Source organism: Flavobacterium sp. GSA192, assembly GCF_006386525.1.
Lineage (GTDB): Bacteria > Bacteroidota > Bacteroidia > Flavobacteriales > Flavobacteriaceae > Flavobacterium > Flavobacterium commune.
The window spans coordinates 487,794-503,566 of sequence record NZ_VAHC01000002.1 but is presented as its reverse complement, the minus strand read 5'-3'; the positions used below and the strand labels follow the sequence as shown (position 1 = coordinate 503,566).

Sequence of the window (15,773 nt, the reverse complement as noted above, 5' to 3'; positions counted from 1 at the left end):
TTCTTACAAACAAAATAAAATTGATATATTTGAAATTGATTATTATAAAACCAATTCCAAATGACCAAAAACTTAATCTTCCTTTTTTTATTAGTTAGTATTATTTGCAATGCTCAAAGCACAACAATCACTACAACTGGAAAAGACTCCATCTTAATTTGTCCTTTTCCAACAAACTGCGGTTATTACAAAGGAGAAACAACCATAGTAAATGGGAAAAGTGAAGCCAATGGAAAAGGCAAAGCAAATTTACGTGGCGGTATTGCAGAAGGCAACTGGAAAAACAATAGACTAGAAGGTTATGGAACTTATGAAGTTAAAAATGGATATAAATATATTGGCAATTTTAAAGATGGCCAGTTTTTCGGGCAAGGCTCAATAATTTATAATATTGGCAACAAATATGTTGGCGAATGGAAAGACAGTAAATTCTACGGACAAGGTGTTTTTTACACATCAAATGGCACTAAATATGCTGGCAAATGGAGTTCTGGTATAGGTAATGACTTAGGATTTGTTATTTTTATTAAAAACTCTATGTATACCGGTACAAAATATAACGGTAAAGGAACTCGAATAAACCAAAATGGAGATGTTTATACAGGCGATTTTAAAGATGGAAAACCAAATGGTCAAGGAACTAGAAAATACCCAAATGGAGCTGTTTATACAGGTGCATTTAAAGATGGAAAACCAAATGGTCAAGGAATAGAAACTTATAAAGATGGCCGGAAATATACTGGTCAATGGAAAGAAGGCAAATTTGATGGAAAAGGTACACTTAGAAATACTATAATAGACTTCAGTTATACTGGTGATTGGAAGGACGGAAAGCTTAACGGCAAAGGAACTTACATTGATACGAAACAAAAATACATTGGGGAATTTAAAGATGACCAAATGTACGGACAAGGAACAATTTCATACGAAAACAAAGAAAAATATTCCGGAGAGTGGAAAGAAGGCTATCGAGCAGGACAAGGCACTTACACTTGGCCTAATGGAGACACCTATACAGGTCATTTTGAAAAAAACAAACATCAAGGCCAAGGAACCATGATTTATGCCAATGGAGAAAAATTTGTTGGCGAATGGAAAGTTAGCAAAGAATTTAACGGAATTCTTTACAATAGCAATGGAACAAAAAAATCCAGCTATAAAGACGGTCTTCTAATAGAATAAAACGAGTACTACTTCATCAAAAAAATCGCTTATTTTTTTTCGAAAAACAAAAAGATTCTTAACAATACCAACAATTAGACAATACTTCTTCATCGAATGGGCAGTTGTGGAAAAAAATCTTATTTTTACTAATGACCGTATAGAAAATTACATTGAAAATGAGTTTTTAAAAACAGGTCTTAGCATTTAAATACCACTAACTAGCACACAAACAATATGGGGCATACCAATTCGGAAACAGAAAGACTAGCCGTTCCTAATAATTACAAAAATTGGAAAAAATGGGGCCCTTATTTAGCCGAAAGGCAATGGGGAACTGTTCGCGAAGATTACAGCGAGCACGGAGAAGCCTGGGAATTTATCGATCACGACAAAGCGCGTAGCAACGCCTACCGATGGGGAGAAGAAGGAATAGGAGGTTTTTGTGATTCCCGTGAGATTTTATGTCTGGCTCCTGCCTTTTGGAATGGCAAGGATCCTATTTTAAAAGAACGTTTGTTTGGTCTTACCAACAATCAGGGGAATCATGGCGAAGACGTAAAAGAACTCTACTTTCATCAACTTTCCACGCCTACGCACACGTACAACAAATACCTTTATAAGTATCCACAAAATGAATTTCCTTACAGCGATTTAGTCAACAACAATAGGAAAAGTAGGGAAGAAACCGAATTTGAACTACTGGATAGCAATGCCTTTAAAGACAATGCTTATTTTGATTGTTATATCGAATATGCTAAAGCCGGTATAGATGATATCCTGATGAAAGTTACCGTGGTCAATAGAGGTACGAATGATGCCAGCATACATGTGTTACCTCATCTTTGGTTTCGCAATTTCTGGAAACACAACAACAGACATCCGAGACCTAATATGGAGTCGGTTTCTAATAATGCGATACTTTCTAAAAGCAGCAGAAACGGAGACTATTATTTCTATCATGAACATGGCGAACAGCTATTTTGTGAAAACGAAACCAATAACGAACGCATTTATAAGTTTGATAACGAATATGAGTACGTTAAAGACGGAATTAACAATCATGTTGTAAACGGAGAATCTTCTGTGAACCCTAACAAAATTGGGACTAAAGCAGCTATTTGGTACAAACTAGATTTAAAAGCAGGTGAAGAAAAAAGTATTAATCTTCGCTTAAGTAACGTTGCCTTAGAAAATCCCTGGGCCGATTTTGAAAATCTATTTGACCAAAAGAAACAGGAATGTGAAGCTTTTTATAACGAAACCATAAATGAAAAAATCCCCGAAGCACACCGAGCGATTGCAAAAAGTGCTTTTTCAGGTTTGTTATGGACCAAGCAATTTTATTATTTTAATATCCACAAATGGCTATTTGGTGGTACCGAGGAAACACCGGCAAACAGAAGCAATCCGCGTAATTTTAGCTGGCAACATCTTAACAACCGTCACGTTATTTCTATGCCCGACAAATGGGAATATCCTTGGTATGCCGCTTGGGATTTAGCATTTCACATGGCATCGTTTGTAGAAATCGATCCTTGTTTTGCTAAACAGCAGCTGCTGTTAATTTTACAGGAAAGTTATATGCACCCTAATGGTCAAATTCCGGCTTACGAATGGAATTTTAGCGATGTGAATCCTCCGGTTCATTCCTGGGCAGTTTGGCATGTTTACGAAAAAGACAAAGTTCGCACTGGCAAAGCCGATACCCCATTTCTGGAAAAAGCATTCCAAAAACTACTTATTAATTTCACTTGGTGGGTAAACCAAAAAGATACCAGCGGAACCGACTTATTTGAAGGTGGATTTTTAGGATTGGATAACATTGGGGTTTTCGACCGCAATCACATGCCGGAAGGAATTAAGAAAATGCAACAGGCCGATGCGACGAGTTGGATGGCTATGTTCTCGTTAAATATGCTTCGCATGTCGCTCGAGCTAGCAAAAACCAACAAAATCTACGAAGAAGTATCTGCTAAGTTTTTCAGACACTTTTTGAATATTGCGTGGGCGATGCACCATATCGGAAAAAAAGACATTTCGCTTTGGGACGACGAAGACAATTTCTACTATGATGTTGTCGAAATGTCAAATGGAAAAACGGATCGTTTAAGAGTTCGCTCTTTAGTGGGCGTGATTCCAATGTTTGCTGTCGAAATCATGCATAAAGATTTATTTGATGAATTAAAGGATTTTAGAAGACGCGCCAACGAAATTATAAGAACACGTCCAGACCTGGCTTCGTTGATTTCTAATCTAGAAAAAGCCAACGAGGAAGGGAATTTTCTATTCTCGATTATGCGTGGTTTTAGGTTAGAGAATCTGTTAAAACGCTTACTGGACGAAAATGAGTTTTTATCCGAGTTTGGAATTCGTTCGCTTTCTAAATTCCACAAAGACCATCCATTTGTGTTTAATGGTTCGCACCAAATTCAGTATGAGCCTGGTGAAAGCCGTTCGGCTATGTTTGGCGGAAATTCTAACTGGCGAGGCCCTATCTGGATACCATTGAATTATATGATTATTCAATCCCTGCGTAAATATTATACTTTTTATGGGCCAACTTACATCTACGAATTCCCAACAGGTTCCGGAAACAAATTAAACTTAAAAGAAATTGCAAACGAACTGAGCAAACGTTTAATTAAACTTTTTGAAAGAAACGAAGAAGGCAAATTTCAATACCATGCCGATGACCATGAAAAGCTTTTTACAAAAGACGAGCATTTTAGAAACGAGCACTTCTTTTATGAATTTTTTGACGGTGATACCGGTAAAGGACTCGGTGCTTCTCATCAAACAGGTTGGACAGCGCTTATTGCTAATTTGATTTTGGAATTAGACGAATAAAATATTTTTACAAATTATAAAATCCCGTCTCGTTTTTAGGAACGAGGCGGGATTTTATATGCAAACTAAATGACTTTAAAAAGAATTGACAAGCTTAGGGTTACTATACTTTACAAACTTTCGCATTGCAAATTAAATGTTCCGTACCTACGGCACTCAAACAAATTATCGTCAATTGTGGATGGATTAAAATCCATCCCTACAAAATATACCGAGCCTACGGCTCTTTGACATGCTTCTATAAAATGAATTGTATTTCTATACCCAATTTACACCGAAAAGTTCCGTAGGAACGGTATGTTTATAGCTCCGTAGGAACGACACATTTTGTAGCCCCGAAATTTATTTCGGGGGAAATTGTTGATACGCATTAGAAAGTCCCGTAGGGACGACACATAATTCTTTTAATTAACCGATTAAAAACCTCGTGATTCTTTGTATTTCCTTTGGGCATCTTTGTGAAATAGCTCACCCCAATGCTCTTTTTTGATGATAAACGATAATTCCACTACACCCTAGCCCCGATAGCAATGGAAATCCTTAATGTTTTTGTTGCCAAAAACATTAAGATTGAAATGGATTGCTTCGCCAATTCGGCTTTCAGCCTCGTGTGCGGGAAATTGCTACAAAAATCAGCAATAACAGCTCCCGATTGCTTTGTTAGTGGCAATGGCATTTCCAAACAAATCCTTTATATTTGCAATACGAACAAGAGCGAATTTTAAAATCAACTCTATACATAAAATGAGGCATACAAAAGTTAAAGACTTACTAAATAGTACCACGACGCTTCAGGAAGTAAATGCAAAAGGTTGGGTAAGAACTTTTAGAAACAACCAATTTATTGCTTTGAATGATGGCTCGACCATCAAGAACATACAATGTGTAGTCGATTTTGAGAATACTCCTGACGAAGTTTTAAAAAGAATTACTACCGGAGCTGCAGTTTCTGTAACCGGAAGTTTGGTAGAGAGCAAAGGTGCTGGCCAAAAATATGAAATTAAGGTAGCGAAGTTAGAAATCTTAGGAGACTCAGACCCAGAGAAATTCCCGATGCAACCCAAAAAACACTCTTTGGAATTCCTTCGTGAAAACGCGCATTTGCGTGTGAGAACGAATGCTTTTGGTGCGATTATGCGTATCCGTTCGGTATTGTCATTTGCGGTGCACAACTATTTTCAACAAAAAGGTTTTGTGTATGTCAATACACCAATCATCACTGGAGCTGATGCGGAAGGTGCCGGTGAAATGTTTCAGGTAACTTCGTTGCCTTTGGAAAATTTGCCAAAAACAGAAGAAGGAACTATCGATTATAAAAAAGATTTCTTTGGAAAACATACCAACTTAACGGTTTCCGGACAACTGGAAGGCGAAACTTTTGCGATGGCTTTGGGACAGATTTATACTTTTGGACCTACATTTAGAGCGGAAAACTCCAATACTTCCCGACATTTGGCTGAATTCTGGATGATTGAGCCGGAAGTGGCTTTCAATGATTTGGATGCCAATATGGATTTAGCAGAAGATTTTATTCAATATGTAATTAAATATGCTTTGAATAATTGTGGAGACGATTTGAAGTTTTTAGAAGGAAGACTTTTAGAAGAAGAAAAATCAAAACCTCAGGCGGAAAGAAGCGAAATGACTTTGCTTGAGAAACTGAATTTTGTTTTAGAAAACAATTTCAAACGTGTTTCTTATACCGAAGCCATTGATATTTTAAGAGAATCCACTCCAAATAAAAAGAAAAAATTCAGCTATATCATCAACGAATGGGGCGCCGATTTACAATCGGAACACGAGCGTTACTTGGTAGAAAAACACTTTAAATGTCCGGTAATTTTGTTTGATTACCCTTCTAATATTAAAGCGTTTTACATGCGTTTGAACGAAGACGGAAAAACCGTTCGCGCCATGGATATCCTTTTCCCGGGAATTGGAGAAATTGTTGGAGGCTCACAAAGAGAGGAACGTTTTGATGTTTTGGTCGAAAAAATGAAAGCCTTAGGAATTGACGAAAAAGAACTATCATGGTATTTAGATACCAGAAGATTCGGTAGTGCCGTTCACTCAGGTTTCGGACTTGGATTTGAAAGATTAGTGCTTTTTGTAACGGGGATGTCCAATATTCGTGATGTAATTCCGTTTCCTAGAACACCGGGAAGTGCAGATTTTTAAAAAAAGTTAGAAGCTGGAGGTTAGAAGTTTAACAAAACCTCGAACCATAAGTTCAAAAAATAAACATTTATGAGTTATGCATCAAAAGCGAACTCTTAATTTAAAAAAATTAGAAATTAGAAGTTAAAGGTTAGAAGTAATGAGTTAGGCAGCAAATCCCAACTCATAACCCATAACTCATAACCCACAACTAGAAATATGCTAAAGCAATTCTTAAATTTAAAATTATCACAGAAATTATCTCCACAGCAAATTCAGCTGATGAAGTTAATTCAATTGCCTACGCAAGCCTTTGAACAACGTCTTTTAGAAGAAATGAATGAAAATCCAGCTTTAGAAACTGGAAAAGAAGAAGAGGAATACGAAAAAGACGAGTTTGAAAACGACGATTATGATGATTACGATGACTCTGAGAGCATTGATGCCGACGACATCAATATTGACGAATATTTAAGCGACGACGACACTCCTGATTATAAAACCCAGGCTAATAATTACAGTGACGACGATGAATCGCGCGAATCGCCACTAGCGGCACCTATCAGTTTTCATCAGGATTTAATCAATCAATTAAATACTTTTATTCTCGACGATCACGAAAGAGAGATTGCCGAATTTTTGGTGGGCAGTATTGATGACATGGGTTACATCCGCAGAAGCATTCCCGATATGGTAGATGATATGGCATTTACTCAGGGAATTTACACCGATGAATACATGGTAGAACGTATGTTGCAGGTCATTCACCAATTAGAACCTTCAGGTGTGGGCGCTCGCGATTTACAGGAATGTCTATTATTGCAACTAAAACACAAAACACCTACAGATTCGGTTGAATTAGCTGCAGACATTATCGAAAATCAATTTGATGCTTTTACCAAAAAACATTACGACAAACTCATCCAGAAATACAACGTTTCGAATGAGCAATTGAAAAAAGCGATTTACGAAATTGAAAAACTGAATCCAAAACCGGGAGGCGGTTTTACAGGAAATAATAAAATCACTGAAAATGTGGTTCCGGATTTTGCCATTCGAATTATTGATAATGAACTCGAACTAACCTTAAACGGTCGAAATGCACCTTCGTTACACGTTTCTAAGGATTATCAGGAAATGATGCAAACCTACAAGGCTTCAAGAGACAAATCGAATTCTCAAAAAGAAGCCGTTCAGTTTATCAAACAAAAACTAGATTCGGCCAAATGGTTTATCGATGCTATCAAACAACGCCAGGAAACATTGTTTGTAACCATGAACGCCATCATGCACTATCAGGAAGAATATTTCTTTGATGGTGACGAAACCAAGTTGAAACCAATGATTCTAAAAGACATTGCCGATATTGTAGGACTTGACATTTCTACAGTTTCACGTGTTGCCAACAGCAAATATGTAGAAACGCCTTATGGCACAAAACTAATTAAGGAATTTTTCTCGGAAGCAATGAAAAACGACCAGGGTGAAGATGTTTCAACTTTGGAAATTAAAAAAATACTTCAGAATATTATTGAAGAAGAAGACAAGAAAAAACCACTTCCTGACGACCAACTTGCCGAATTATTAAAAGAAAAAGGCTATCCTATTGCCCGAAGAACTATTGCCAAATACCGCGAACAACTCGATATTCCGGTAGCAAGAATGCGAAAAAAGATATAACATTTTCATTTATTTCGAAAATAAGAAAGGCTGTTTCAAATTCATAAAACAGCCTTTATCTATATAAAAAACAATCTATTATTCTTTCTTACTGTCAATAATAGCTCCTGTACCAGCACCAACACCTGCACCAGCCAAACCACCAATAATAGCACCTTCGCCTTTTTTCTTACTGATAATTGCTCCTGTTGCCGCACCTACTCCGGCACCAATAACAGCACCTTTAGCCGTACTACTCCATTTTTTCTTCTCCGGAGCCGGAGCCGCCTGAGTAGTTTGGTTAACAACCACTACTTCTTTCTCTTTAGCTGCTTGCTGTTTTTCCATTTCTATTTTCATGGAATCAATAGCCTTTTGTTTTACTATTTCCATTTTCATAGAATCAATACTCGCTTGTTTGATTGAATCGATAGTTGCCTGATTATCGTTCATTACGCCTTCTTTATCCGCTTTTTTACAAGAAATAATCATTAAAGAAGCTACTAATACATACATATATTTCATGACCTAAGATTTTAAATATTAATACTAAACAAAGATACACCCAACTCCTACCAAAATCTTTTATATGATTCTGCTTATTTTTTACAGAATTTTAATTTCATCTTCAGGAAAACCTTAATCTTCCTGACTTTTCTGCATGGCTTCAAAATATGCCGCACGACTTAAGGGTTCGTATTCCTCTGTTTCTCCTAACAAGACTAATTTATCATTGGCTGTTTTTCTGAAACTATAATGCGCCAAATTACCTGTTCGGGTACACACCGCATGAACCTTGGTTACATATTCGGCTGTTGCCATCAGAGCTGGCATGGGACCAAAAGGATTTCCTTTGAAATCCATGTCTAATCCGGCAACAATAACACGGATTCCTTGGTTAGCCAAATTATTGCAAACGGTCACAATTTCGTCGTCAAAAAATTGTGCTTCATCAATGCCTACCACATCACAGCCCTGAGCCAGAATAGCAATATTAGCTGCTGCGGGAACCGGTGTGGAACGAATTTCATTGGCATCATGTGAAACCACCATATCCTGATGGTAACGGGTATCGACTTCCGGTTTGAAAATTTCTACTTTTTGTTTGGCAAACTGTGCTCTTTTTAATCGACGAATCAATTCTTCCGTTTTACCCGAAAACATCGAACCGCAAATAACTTCAATCCAACCAAATTGCTCTTTATGATTTACTGTATTTTCGAGAAACATTTTGTATTTTTCTAACTTAAAAAATGAATAGTTTTTATTACTTTGTAAACTTATAAATCGACTTAAGATTTTATACTTTTACACATTCTCAAAAGTAGAAAATTTTTAGCAATTCGAAGGTTTATGACTGTTTTATTAAAAACAATCGTTTAAAGCCTTACGCTAGTAAATAAACTAAAAAGACATTCGCCAAAATACATACTATAATTTAACTATTATGAAAAAAAGATTAGAAGCCGATTTAATTAGCATTGCTCACCGAATTTTACAACTCAAAGATAAATCCGACATCAATCAATTGTATTTGGAAACCCAAAAACTCTACGAAAAACTCTCTGTTTTAAAATTTATAGACGAAAATTATGCAGATGTAAAACCTACAATTGGCAACTACAGCGAGATTGAAAAAGAAATTGAAAACATCTACGACAAAGAAGCTTCTCAAACAGTTGAAACTGAAATAACAGAAATTAACTTAGCCCCGGAAACTGAAATTGTGGAAACACCAGAAGAAGTTCAAGAAATAGTTGCTCCGGAAACCGAGATAGAAAACCCGGATGACGAAATTCCTTCCGAAGAAATAATCGCTATTGAAGAAGCCGAACTAGAAAATAACGAAGCTGATTTCCAGGAAGAAGAACCTGAAATTGAAGACGAAGCTGAAATTGAAACTGAAGAGATTGACGAGAATACAGCCAAAGAAGAAGTAGAAATCCCTGAATTCAAAGCTGCATTTGAACTTGACAAAGAAGCTGAAACAGAAGAATTAGAAGAAGCTAAAAAACCGGAAGCTGTTCAAATCTCATTTGAAGATTTATTAGGATTAAGCTATAACGAACCTGAATTTGTAAAAGTGGACGAGGTAGCCGCTCCTCCTGCTAAAGATATTATTTTTGAAAAAATAGAAGAAGTTGAAGCTGCGGAAGAGGTTGGAAAAGAAATTGAAGAAACAGAAACTCCACTACAAAAAGAGATAGAAACTACTGAAAAATCAAGTCCAAAAACAGTTTCCCTAAATGAAAAATTCTCAAAAGGAATAGATATCGACTTAAATGATCGCATTGCATTTGTAAAACATCTTTTTGGCAACAGCAACGAAGATTACAACCGTGTAATGAATCAGTTAATTACCTATGATAATTTTTACGAAACAAAAAGTTTCATAGACGAAATGGTAAAACCAGATTACAATAACTGGGAAGGAAAAGAAGAATACGAAGAACGTTTTATGGAATTAATCGAAAAAAAATTCCTTTAAAAACACACAAACAGTAAATCACTGTTTAAAGTTTTAAAATTACTTATGTCAAAATTATATATCGTTCCCACGCCCATTGGAAATCTTGAAGACATGACTTTTAGAGCCATTAGAATTCTAAAAGAAGCCGACTTGATTCTTGCCGAAGACACACGTACCAGCGGAAAACTCTTAAAGCATTTCGAGATTAGCACCCACATGCACAGTCATCACATGCACAATGAGCACAAAACCATCGAAAATGTAATTTCCCGACTCAAAGCTGGCGAAAATATTGCACTTATTTCGGATGCCGGGACACCAGCCATTTCTGATCCTGGTTTTCTTTTAACGCGTGCCTGTGTCGAAAACGGAATTGCCGTAGAATGCCTTCCGGGCGCTACCGCTTTTGTTCCCGCCTTGGTCAATAGTGGCTTGCCAAATGATAAATTTGTTTTCGAAGGTTTTTTGCCTGAGAAAAAAGGCCGTCAAACCCGATATTTAGAACTAGCCGAAGAAACCCGAACAATGATTCTGTATGTTTCTCCACATAAATTAGTCAAAACACTGGCTGAATTTGTGACTTTTTTTGGCGAAGACCGACAAATATGTGTTTCCAGAGAACTCTCTAAATTACACGAAGAAAACCGCCGGGGAACAGCAAAAGAAGTTTTGGCTCACTTTGAAAAAACAGCTCCACGTGGCGAAATTGTTGTGATTGTAGCTGGAAAAACCATCACTAAAGAACCTAAGAAAAGTAAATTTTCGAAAGAAGAAAAAGAAGAATAAAAATCCATTTTGTCACATCGAGCGAAGTCGAGATGCTGCGATAAGTTCTCGACTCCGCTCGAACTGACAATAAAATCATATAATAAAATAGTAATAAATCATGAGCATCCAAGCCTTTTTAGAAAAAGTAAAACAAACTCCGGAAACAATAACTTTTCCTGAAACTATAGCTGTAATCGAAGAAAATTATCTTTTTACTCCAACAGCTTTCCAAAATGGGAATACCCATAATGCAGCAGGAACCAATTCAGGTTCTTGTAAATTATTTGCTTTTGCCCAATTGCAAAACTTATCCAAAGACGAAACCTTAGCTTGTTTTGGTGCTTTTTATCGTGACGAAGTATTGGGAGATCCTGAAGGAACCAATCACCAAAATATCAGAAACTTTATGATTCACGGTTGGGACGGAATCCAGTTTGAAGGAACAGCTTTAGAATTAAAATAAAAATATTTTAGATTTCTGCATTCTGAAATCTAAAATCTAAAATCTAGTATCAAAATGCGTTGGACTCTTAAACCCAAACCTTCGGAAGACAAAATCAAACATTTGGCGCAAGCCTTAAACGTTGAAGATTTTGTTGCCCAATTGTTAGTACAACGCGGCATTGAAACTTTTGAAGAAGCCAAACATTTTTTTCGCCCTTCCTTAGAACATTTACACGATTCTTATCTAATGAAGGATATGGATAAGGCAATCGAAAGAATTGAAAACGCCATCGAAAACCAGGAACGCATTCTTGTTTTTGGGGATTATGATGTAGATGGAACAACAGCAGTTTCGCTTGTTTCTTCTTATTTAAAAAGTTTTTACCCCAATGTGGCCACTTATATTCCGGATCGTTATGACGAAGGTTATGGGGTTTCTTTTAAAGGAATTGACTTTGCCGACGACAATGGATTTTCATTAATTATTGCACTGGATTGTGGTATCAAATCCATTGATCATGTGGCTTACGCCAAAGAGCGAAACATCGATTTCATTATTTGCGACCACCACCGTCCCGGAGAAACTTTACCCGAAGCCGTTGCTGTTCTCGACCCAAAGAGAAACGATTGCAACTATCCTTATGATGAATTATGTGGTTGCGGAATTGGTTTTAAACTTATTCAGGCTTTGGGATTGAATCGAAATCAAACTATCGAAGATTTAGCTCCTTATTTGGATTTGGTTGCCACCGCCATTGCTGCCGATATTGTTCCAATGACTGGCGAAAACCGGGTATTGGCTTATTTTGGTTTGCAGGTCATTAATAACAATCCAAGACCGGGAATTAAAGCTTTGATTCATCAGGTAAAAAAACAAAAATTAGACATTACCGACGTTGTTTTTATAGTTGCACCCCGAATCAATGCCGCAGGACGCATCAAACACGGCAATCATGCAGTGGAATTGTTAAGCGAATTTAACTTTGAACAAGCACAACAATTTGCTTCTGAAATTGAAAAATACAATGCCGACCGCAAAGATTTAGACAAGCACATTACCAAAGAAGCTTTTCAGCAAATAGTAGAAAATGATGAGCAAAACCGATTTACGACCGTAGTTTTTCAGGAAGACTGGCACAAAGGCGTTATCGGAATTGTAGCTTCCCGGTTAATCGAAACTTATTATCGTCCTACCTTGGTTTTTACCAAAAGTGGCGATAAATATGCTGCTTCAGCTCGCTCAGTAAAAGGATTTGATGTTTATAATGCTTTAGAAGCCTGTTCGGAACATTTGGAGCAATTTGGAGGACACATGTATGCCGCAGGAATGACTTTAAAGGCTGAAAAATATGCTGTTTTCAAAGAAGCTTTTGAAAAACAAGTACAGAAAACCATCCATCCTGACCAACTAATCCCTGAAATAGAAATTGATGCCGAAATCAACTTTTCGGACATTACACCAAAACTCAGCCGAATCCTGAAACAATTCGAACCTTTTGGCCCTCAAAACATGACACCTGTTTTTTTAACCAAAAATGTTATCGACACCGGTTATGCTAAAAAACTGGGGGCAGAAGACGAACATTTGAAACTATTTGTAAAACAAAATAATTCCGAAGGTATTGCCGCTATAGGTTTTGGATTAGGAAACAAAATCGATTTAACCACCAATCAAAAAACATTTCAAATTGCTTATTGCATTGATGAAAATGAATGGAATGGTAAAGTTTCAACTCAATTACGATTAAAAAGCATTCAATAATGAATTCCAAAAAATTAGACAAAAAAGACCCTTACGCAGCCTTGCGTTACAAAGAATTTAATACTTTTTTATTGTTGCGCTTTGCTATGGTTTTTGCCTGGTCAATGCAATTTATCGTTATCGAATGGCAGGTTTACAGCATCACTAAAGATGCACTTTCACTAGGAATAATCGGCTTAATGGAAGTAATTCCGGCGGTTTCATTAGCCTTATTTGCTGGACATATCGTTGACCAAAAAGAGAAAAAAGGATTATTGATGAAATGTATCTTTGGTTTTTCAGTAATTAGCTTTGGACTTTTCCTTCTCACTTGGCCAGCCGTAGTCGAAGGATTTTCGAAACAAATTATATTGTATTCCATCTATTTTCTGGTTTTTTTAGGCGGATTAGTTAGAGCCTTTCTTGGACCAACTATTTTTTCTCTTTTGTCTCTAATTGTACCTAAAAAAGTCTATCCAAATGCAGCCACCTGGAGCAGTAGTGTTTGGCAAATTGGTTCGGTTGTAGGACCTGCTGTCGCTGGTTTTTCAATTACTTTAATGGGAGTTCATTGGTCGTTATGTCTGGTTTTTGCCTGTTCAATAATGGCCCTTTTAGCCTTGTCCCAAATAAGTGAAAAACCTATTTTAAATCCAAAAATTGGAGAGCCTGTAATGCAAAGTTTGACCGAAGGTATTAAATTTGTTTTCAATAATAAAACGGTTCTAGGGGCTATTACTCTGGATATGGTTGCAGTTCTCTTTGGAGGCGCCGTAGCCTTATTACCTATTTTTGCTCAGGACATTCTAAAAGTAGGACCGGAAGGTTTCGGATTCCTAAGAGCAGCACCAGCTGTCGGGGCGTTTTTAACTATGCTAATTACAGCTTATGTTCCTCTGAGTAAAAATGCAGGAATGAAATTATTGGGAGCCATTTTTGGTTTCGGAGTCTGTATTATTGTGTTTGGACTTTCTACCCTATTTTGGGTTTCCCTTTTTGCCTTATTCTTCAGTGGTGTTTTTGATGGTATTTCGGTAGTCATTCGTCAAACCATTTTACAGATTAAAACTCCTGACAATATGCGCGGAAGGGTTTCTGCTGTGAACTCGATGTTTGTGGGGTCTTCAAATGAGTTAGGCGCATTCGAAAGTGGATTGACTGCCCGATTGATGGGAACCGTAACAGCGGTTGTTTTTGGCGGAAGCATGACGCTTTTAGTGGTTTTAACTACCGGAATTATCTCTCCATCTTTTAGAAAGTTAGATTTGACTAAAGATATCGAAGAACATGAAAAAGAAGGATAAATAAAATCTCTAAAATTCTTTCTAACTTTGTTATTTTTATTTAGAATTAATATAAATAAAATATTTATATTTGTTTCATACATTAGAAATTATGGAACAAATACACCAAATTTATTTAAATAGTCTGGGAATAGCTTTTTTTTGGGAAAAAGAAGAAGGAAACATTCCAAACAGAGTTCAATTGATATTCAAGGAAATAGGTTTGTTTTTCTCTATAACTGAGCTCCGAGAATTTGAATATTTAATCAATGAAAGTATTGCCAAAAACAGCTGCTGCGAAGGCTGCGCCTTAAGAAACAGCAATTGCAAATTTTTACTAAAAACACCCTTGCATCAAATTGATTTATCCGTTTCTATGGACGAATTGAATAAGATTAAAGATTTAGTAAACGGAACTTTGTTTAGAATAAATATGGAAAGTTATTTAAACGGAGAAGGTAAAAATTAATTTTCGAATGTCTTGATTTCGAAATTTTCTCCATCGAAAACGCCATAAGTAAAATACGAAATCCAGTCGCCTAGATTGACATAGTCGGAGTTTTTACCTACTGAATGAATCATTGGTAAATGACGATGACCAAAAACCAAATAATTATAATGTTTGGTTTCTAATTTTCGTTTGGCGTAAAGAATTAGCCATTCATTGTCTTCTCCTAAAAATTTAACGTCAGATTCTCCGGAAATCAATTTGTTCTTTACCGAAAGATATTGTGCCAAACGCACTCCAATATCCGGATGAAGCCACCTGAAAAGCCATTTAGAAAACGGATTGGTAAACACTTTTTTCATGCGTTTGTATCCTAAATCACCAGGTCCTTTACCATCTCCGTGACCTATAAGAAAAGTTTTTTCATTAAAAGTAAATTCCTGATTATCGTGATAGACTGGAATATTCAATTCTTTTTCAAAATAGTCATCCATCCACAAATCATGATTTCCAACGAAGAAATAAATTGGGATTCCGCTGTCGCGAATTTCGGCCAGTTTCCCTAAAACACGTACAAAACCCTTTGGAACTACGGTTTTGTATTCAAACCAAAAATCGAATAAATCGCCTAAAAGAAAAATGGCTTCAGCATCTTTTTTCACTTCGTCAAGCCAGGCAACGAATTTCTGTTCTCTGGGAAAACTCGATTCGGCTGTTGGCGCTCCAAAATGTTGGTCAGAAGCAAAATAGACTTTTTTCATTTAGATAAACTTGGAATTTGGAATTTAAAAA

The 15,773-nt window shown here is 36.6% G+C and carries 13 protein-coding genes; 10 read left to right on the top strand and 3 right to left on the bottom strand.

All coding sequences use genetic code 11. The features are described from left to right. The first annotated feature begins 60 nt into the window (after window positions 1-60). The 4 genes from FDM27_RS06180 (at window position 61) to rpoN (ending at window position 7,848) form a co-directional block, all read left to right on the top strand. Entirely contained in the window at window positions 61-1,182 is a 1,122-nt protein-coding gene (locus tag FDM27_RS06180) for an MORN repeat-containing protein (RefSeq protein WP_071184601.1), read from the top strand. Between the two features lie 216 nt (window positions 1,183-1,398). After that, a complete protein-coding gene (locus tag FDM27_RS06175; protein ID WP_140485616.1) occupies window positions 1,399-4,011 on the top strand; it encodes an MGH1-like glycoside hydrolase domain-containing protein in 2,613 nt (870 codons plus the stop codon). A 744-nt stretch (window positions 4,012-4,755) separates the two neighbouring features. Then, window positions 4,756-6,189 carry an asparagine--tRNA ligase gene (asnS, locus tag FDM27_RS06170; RefSeq protein ID WP_140485615.1) on the top strand — a complete coding sequence of 478 codons (1,434 nt, stop codon included), beginning with the start codon at window positions 4,756-4,758 and terminating at the stop codon, window positions 6,187-6,189. A gap of 198 nt (window positions 6,190-6,387) precedes the next feature. After that, a complete protein-coding gene (gene rpoN, locus FDM27_RS06165; RefSeq protein WP_140485614.1) occupies window positions 6,388-7,848 on the top strand; it encodes an RNA polymerase factor sigma-54 in 1,461 nt (486 codons plus the stop codon). A 78-nt stretch (window positions 7,849-7,926) separates the two neighbouring features. Here the strand turns inward: rpoN and FDM27_RS06160 are convergent, their stop codons facing one another. Together FDM27_RS06160 and FDM27_RS06155 are read right to left on the bottom strand one after the other, a co-directional pair. Further along, window positions 7,927-8,352 carry a YMGG-like glycine zipper-containing protein gene (locus FDM27_RS06160; RefSeq protein ID WP_071184597.1) on the bottom strand — a complete coding sequence of 142 codons (426 nt, stop codon included), beginning with the start codon at window positions 8,350-8,352 and terminating at the stop codon, window positions 7,927-7,929. Between the two features lie 114 nt (window positions 8,353-8,466). Then, the gene (locus FDM27_RS06155; RefSeq protein WP_140485613.1) at window positions 8,467-9,057 is read right to left on the bottom strand and encodes a thymidine kinase; all 591 of its coding nucleotides are present in this window, start codon (window positions 9,055-9,057) and stop codon (window positions 8,467-8,469) included. A gap of 217 nt (window positions 9,058-9,274) precedes the next feature. Between FDM27_RS06155 and FDM27_RS06150 the strand changes: the two genes are divergently transcribed. The 6 genes from FDM27_RS06150 to FDM27_RS06125 all read left to right on the top strand — a co-directional run bounded on the left by FDM27_RS06150 (window position 9,275) and on the right by FDM27_RS06125 (window position 15,002). After that, the gene (locus FDM27_RS06150; RefSeq protein ID WP_140485612.1) at window positions 9,275-10,315 is read left to right on the top strand and encodes a hypothetical protein; all 1,041 of its coding nucleotides are present in this window, start codon (window positions 9,275-9,277) and stop codon (window positions 10,313-10,315) included. A 45-nt stretch (window positions 10,316-10,360) separates the two neighbouring features. After that, window positions 10,361-11,083 (top strand): 16S rRNA (cytidine(1402)-2'-O)-methyltransferase, encoded by a 723-nt coding sequence (gene rsmI / locus FDM27_RS06145; protein ID WP_140485611.1) that lies wholly within the window; start codon window positions 10,361-10,363, stop codon window positions 11,081-11,083. Window positions 11,084-11,183: 100 nt separating this feature from the next. Continuing rightward, window positions 11,184-11,528: a HopJ type III effector protein gene (locus tag FDM27_RS06140; protein ID WP_140485610.1), complete on the top strand. Its 345-nt coding sequence runs from the start codon at window positions 11,184-11,186 to the stop codon at window positions 11,526-11,528. Window positions 11,529-11,582: 54 nt separating this feature from the next. After that, window positions 11,583-13,271: a single-stranded-DNA-specific exonuclease RecJ gene (gene recJ / locus FDM27_RS06135; RefSeq protein WP_140485609.1), complete on the top strand. Its 1,689-nt coding sequence runs from the start codon at window positions 11,583-11,585 to the stop codon at window positions 13,269-13,271. After that, window positions 13,271-14,554: an MFS transporter gene (locus tag FDM27_RS06130; protein ID WP_071184590.1), complete on the top strand. Its 1,284-nt coding sequence runs from the start codon at window positions 13,271-13,273 to the stop codon at window positions 14,552-14,554. Before recJ ends, FDM27_RS06130 begins: the two co-directional genes overlap by 1 nt. A 91-nt stretch (window positions 14,555-14,645) precedes the next feature. After that, the gene (locus FDM27_RS06125; RefSeq protein ID WP_140485608.1) at window positions 14,646-15,002 is read left to right on the top strand and encodes a hypothetical protein; all 357 of its coding nucleotides are present in this window, start codon (window positions 14,646-14,648) and stop codon (window positions 15,000-15,002) included. Here FDM27_RS06125 and FDM27_RS06120 read toward each other — a convergent pair. After that, window positions 14,999-15,742: a UDP-2,3-diacylglucosamine diphosphatase gene (locus FDM27_RS06120; RefSeq protein ID WP_140485607.1), complete on the bottom strand. Its 744-nt coding sequence runs from the start codon at window positions 15,740-15,742 to the stop codon at window positions 14,999-15,001. The genes FDM27_RS06125 and FDM27_RS06120 overlap by 4 nt on opposite strands. Window positions 15,743-15,773 lie beyond the last annotated feature (31 nt).

What these genes read in the sequence shown, in the direction of transcription:
- FDM27_RS06180 (WP_071184601.1), top strand. Translation starts at nt 61, where the DNA reads ATGACCAAAAACTTAATCTTCCTTTTTTTATTAGTTAGTATTATTTGC.
- FDM27_RS06175 (WP_140485616.1), top strand. Translation starts at nt 1,399, where the DNA reads ATGGGGCATACCAATTCGGAAACAGAAAGACTAGCCGTTCCTAATAAT.
- asnS (WP_140485615.1), top strand. Translation starts at nt 4,756, where the DNA reads ATGAGGCATACAAAAGTTAAAGACTTACTAAATAGTACCACGACGCTT.
- rpoN (WP_140485614.1), top strand. Translation starts at nt 6,388, where the DNA reads ATGCTAAAGCAATTCTTAAATTTAAAATTATCACAGAAATTATCTCCA.
- FDM27_RS06160 (WP_071184597.1), bottom strand. Translation starts at nt 8,352, where the DNA reads ATGAAATATATGTATGTATTAGTAGCTTCTTTAATGATTATTTCTTGT.
- FDM27_RS06155 (WP_140485613.1), bottom strand. Translation starts at nt 9,057, where the DNA reads ATGTTTCTCGAAAATACAGTAAATCATAAAGAGCAATTTGGTTGGATT.
- FDM27_RS06150 (WP_140485612.1), top strand. Translation starts at nt 9,275, where the DNA reads ATGAAAAAAAGATTAGAAGCCGATTTAATTAGCATTGCTCACCGAATT.
- rsmI (WP_140485611.1), top strand. Translation starts at nt 10,361, where the DNA reads ATGTCAAAATTATATATCGTTCCCACGCCCATTGGAAATCTTGAAGAC.
- FDM27_RS06140 (WP_140485610.1), top strand. Translation starts at nt 11,184, where the DNA reads ATGAGCATCCAAGCCTTTTTAGAAAAAGTAAAACAAACTCCGGAAACA.
- recJ (WP_140485609.1), top strand. Translation starts at nt 11,583, where the DNA reads ATGCGTTGGACTCTTAAACCCAAACCTTCGGAAGACAAAATCAAACAT.
- FDM27_RS06130 (WP_071184590.1), top strand. Translation starts at nt 13,271, where the DNA reads ATGAATTCCAAAAAATTAGACAAAAAAGACCCTTACGCAGCCTTGCGT.
- FDM27_RS06125 (WP_140485608.1), top strand. Translation starts at nt 14,646, where the DNA reads ATGGAACAAATACACCAAATTTATTTAAATAGTCTGGGAATAGCTTTT.
- FDM27_RS06120 (WP_140485607.1), bottom strand. Translation starts at nt 15,742, where the DNA reads ATGAAAAAAGTCTATTTTGCTTCTGACCAACATTTTGGAGCGCCAACA.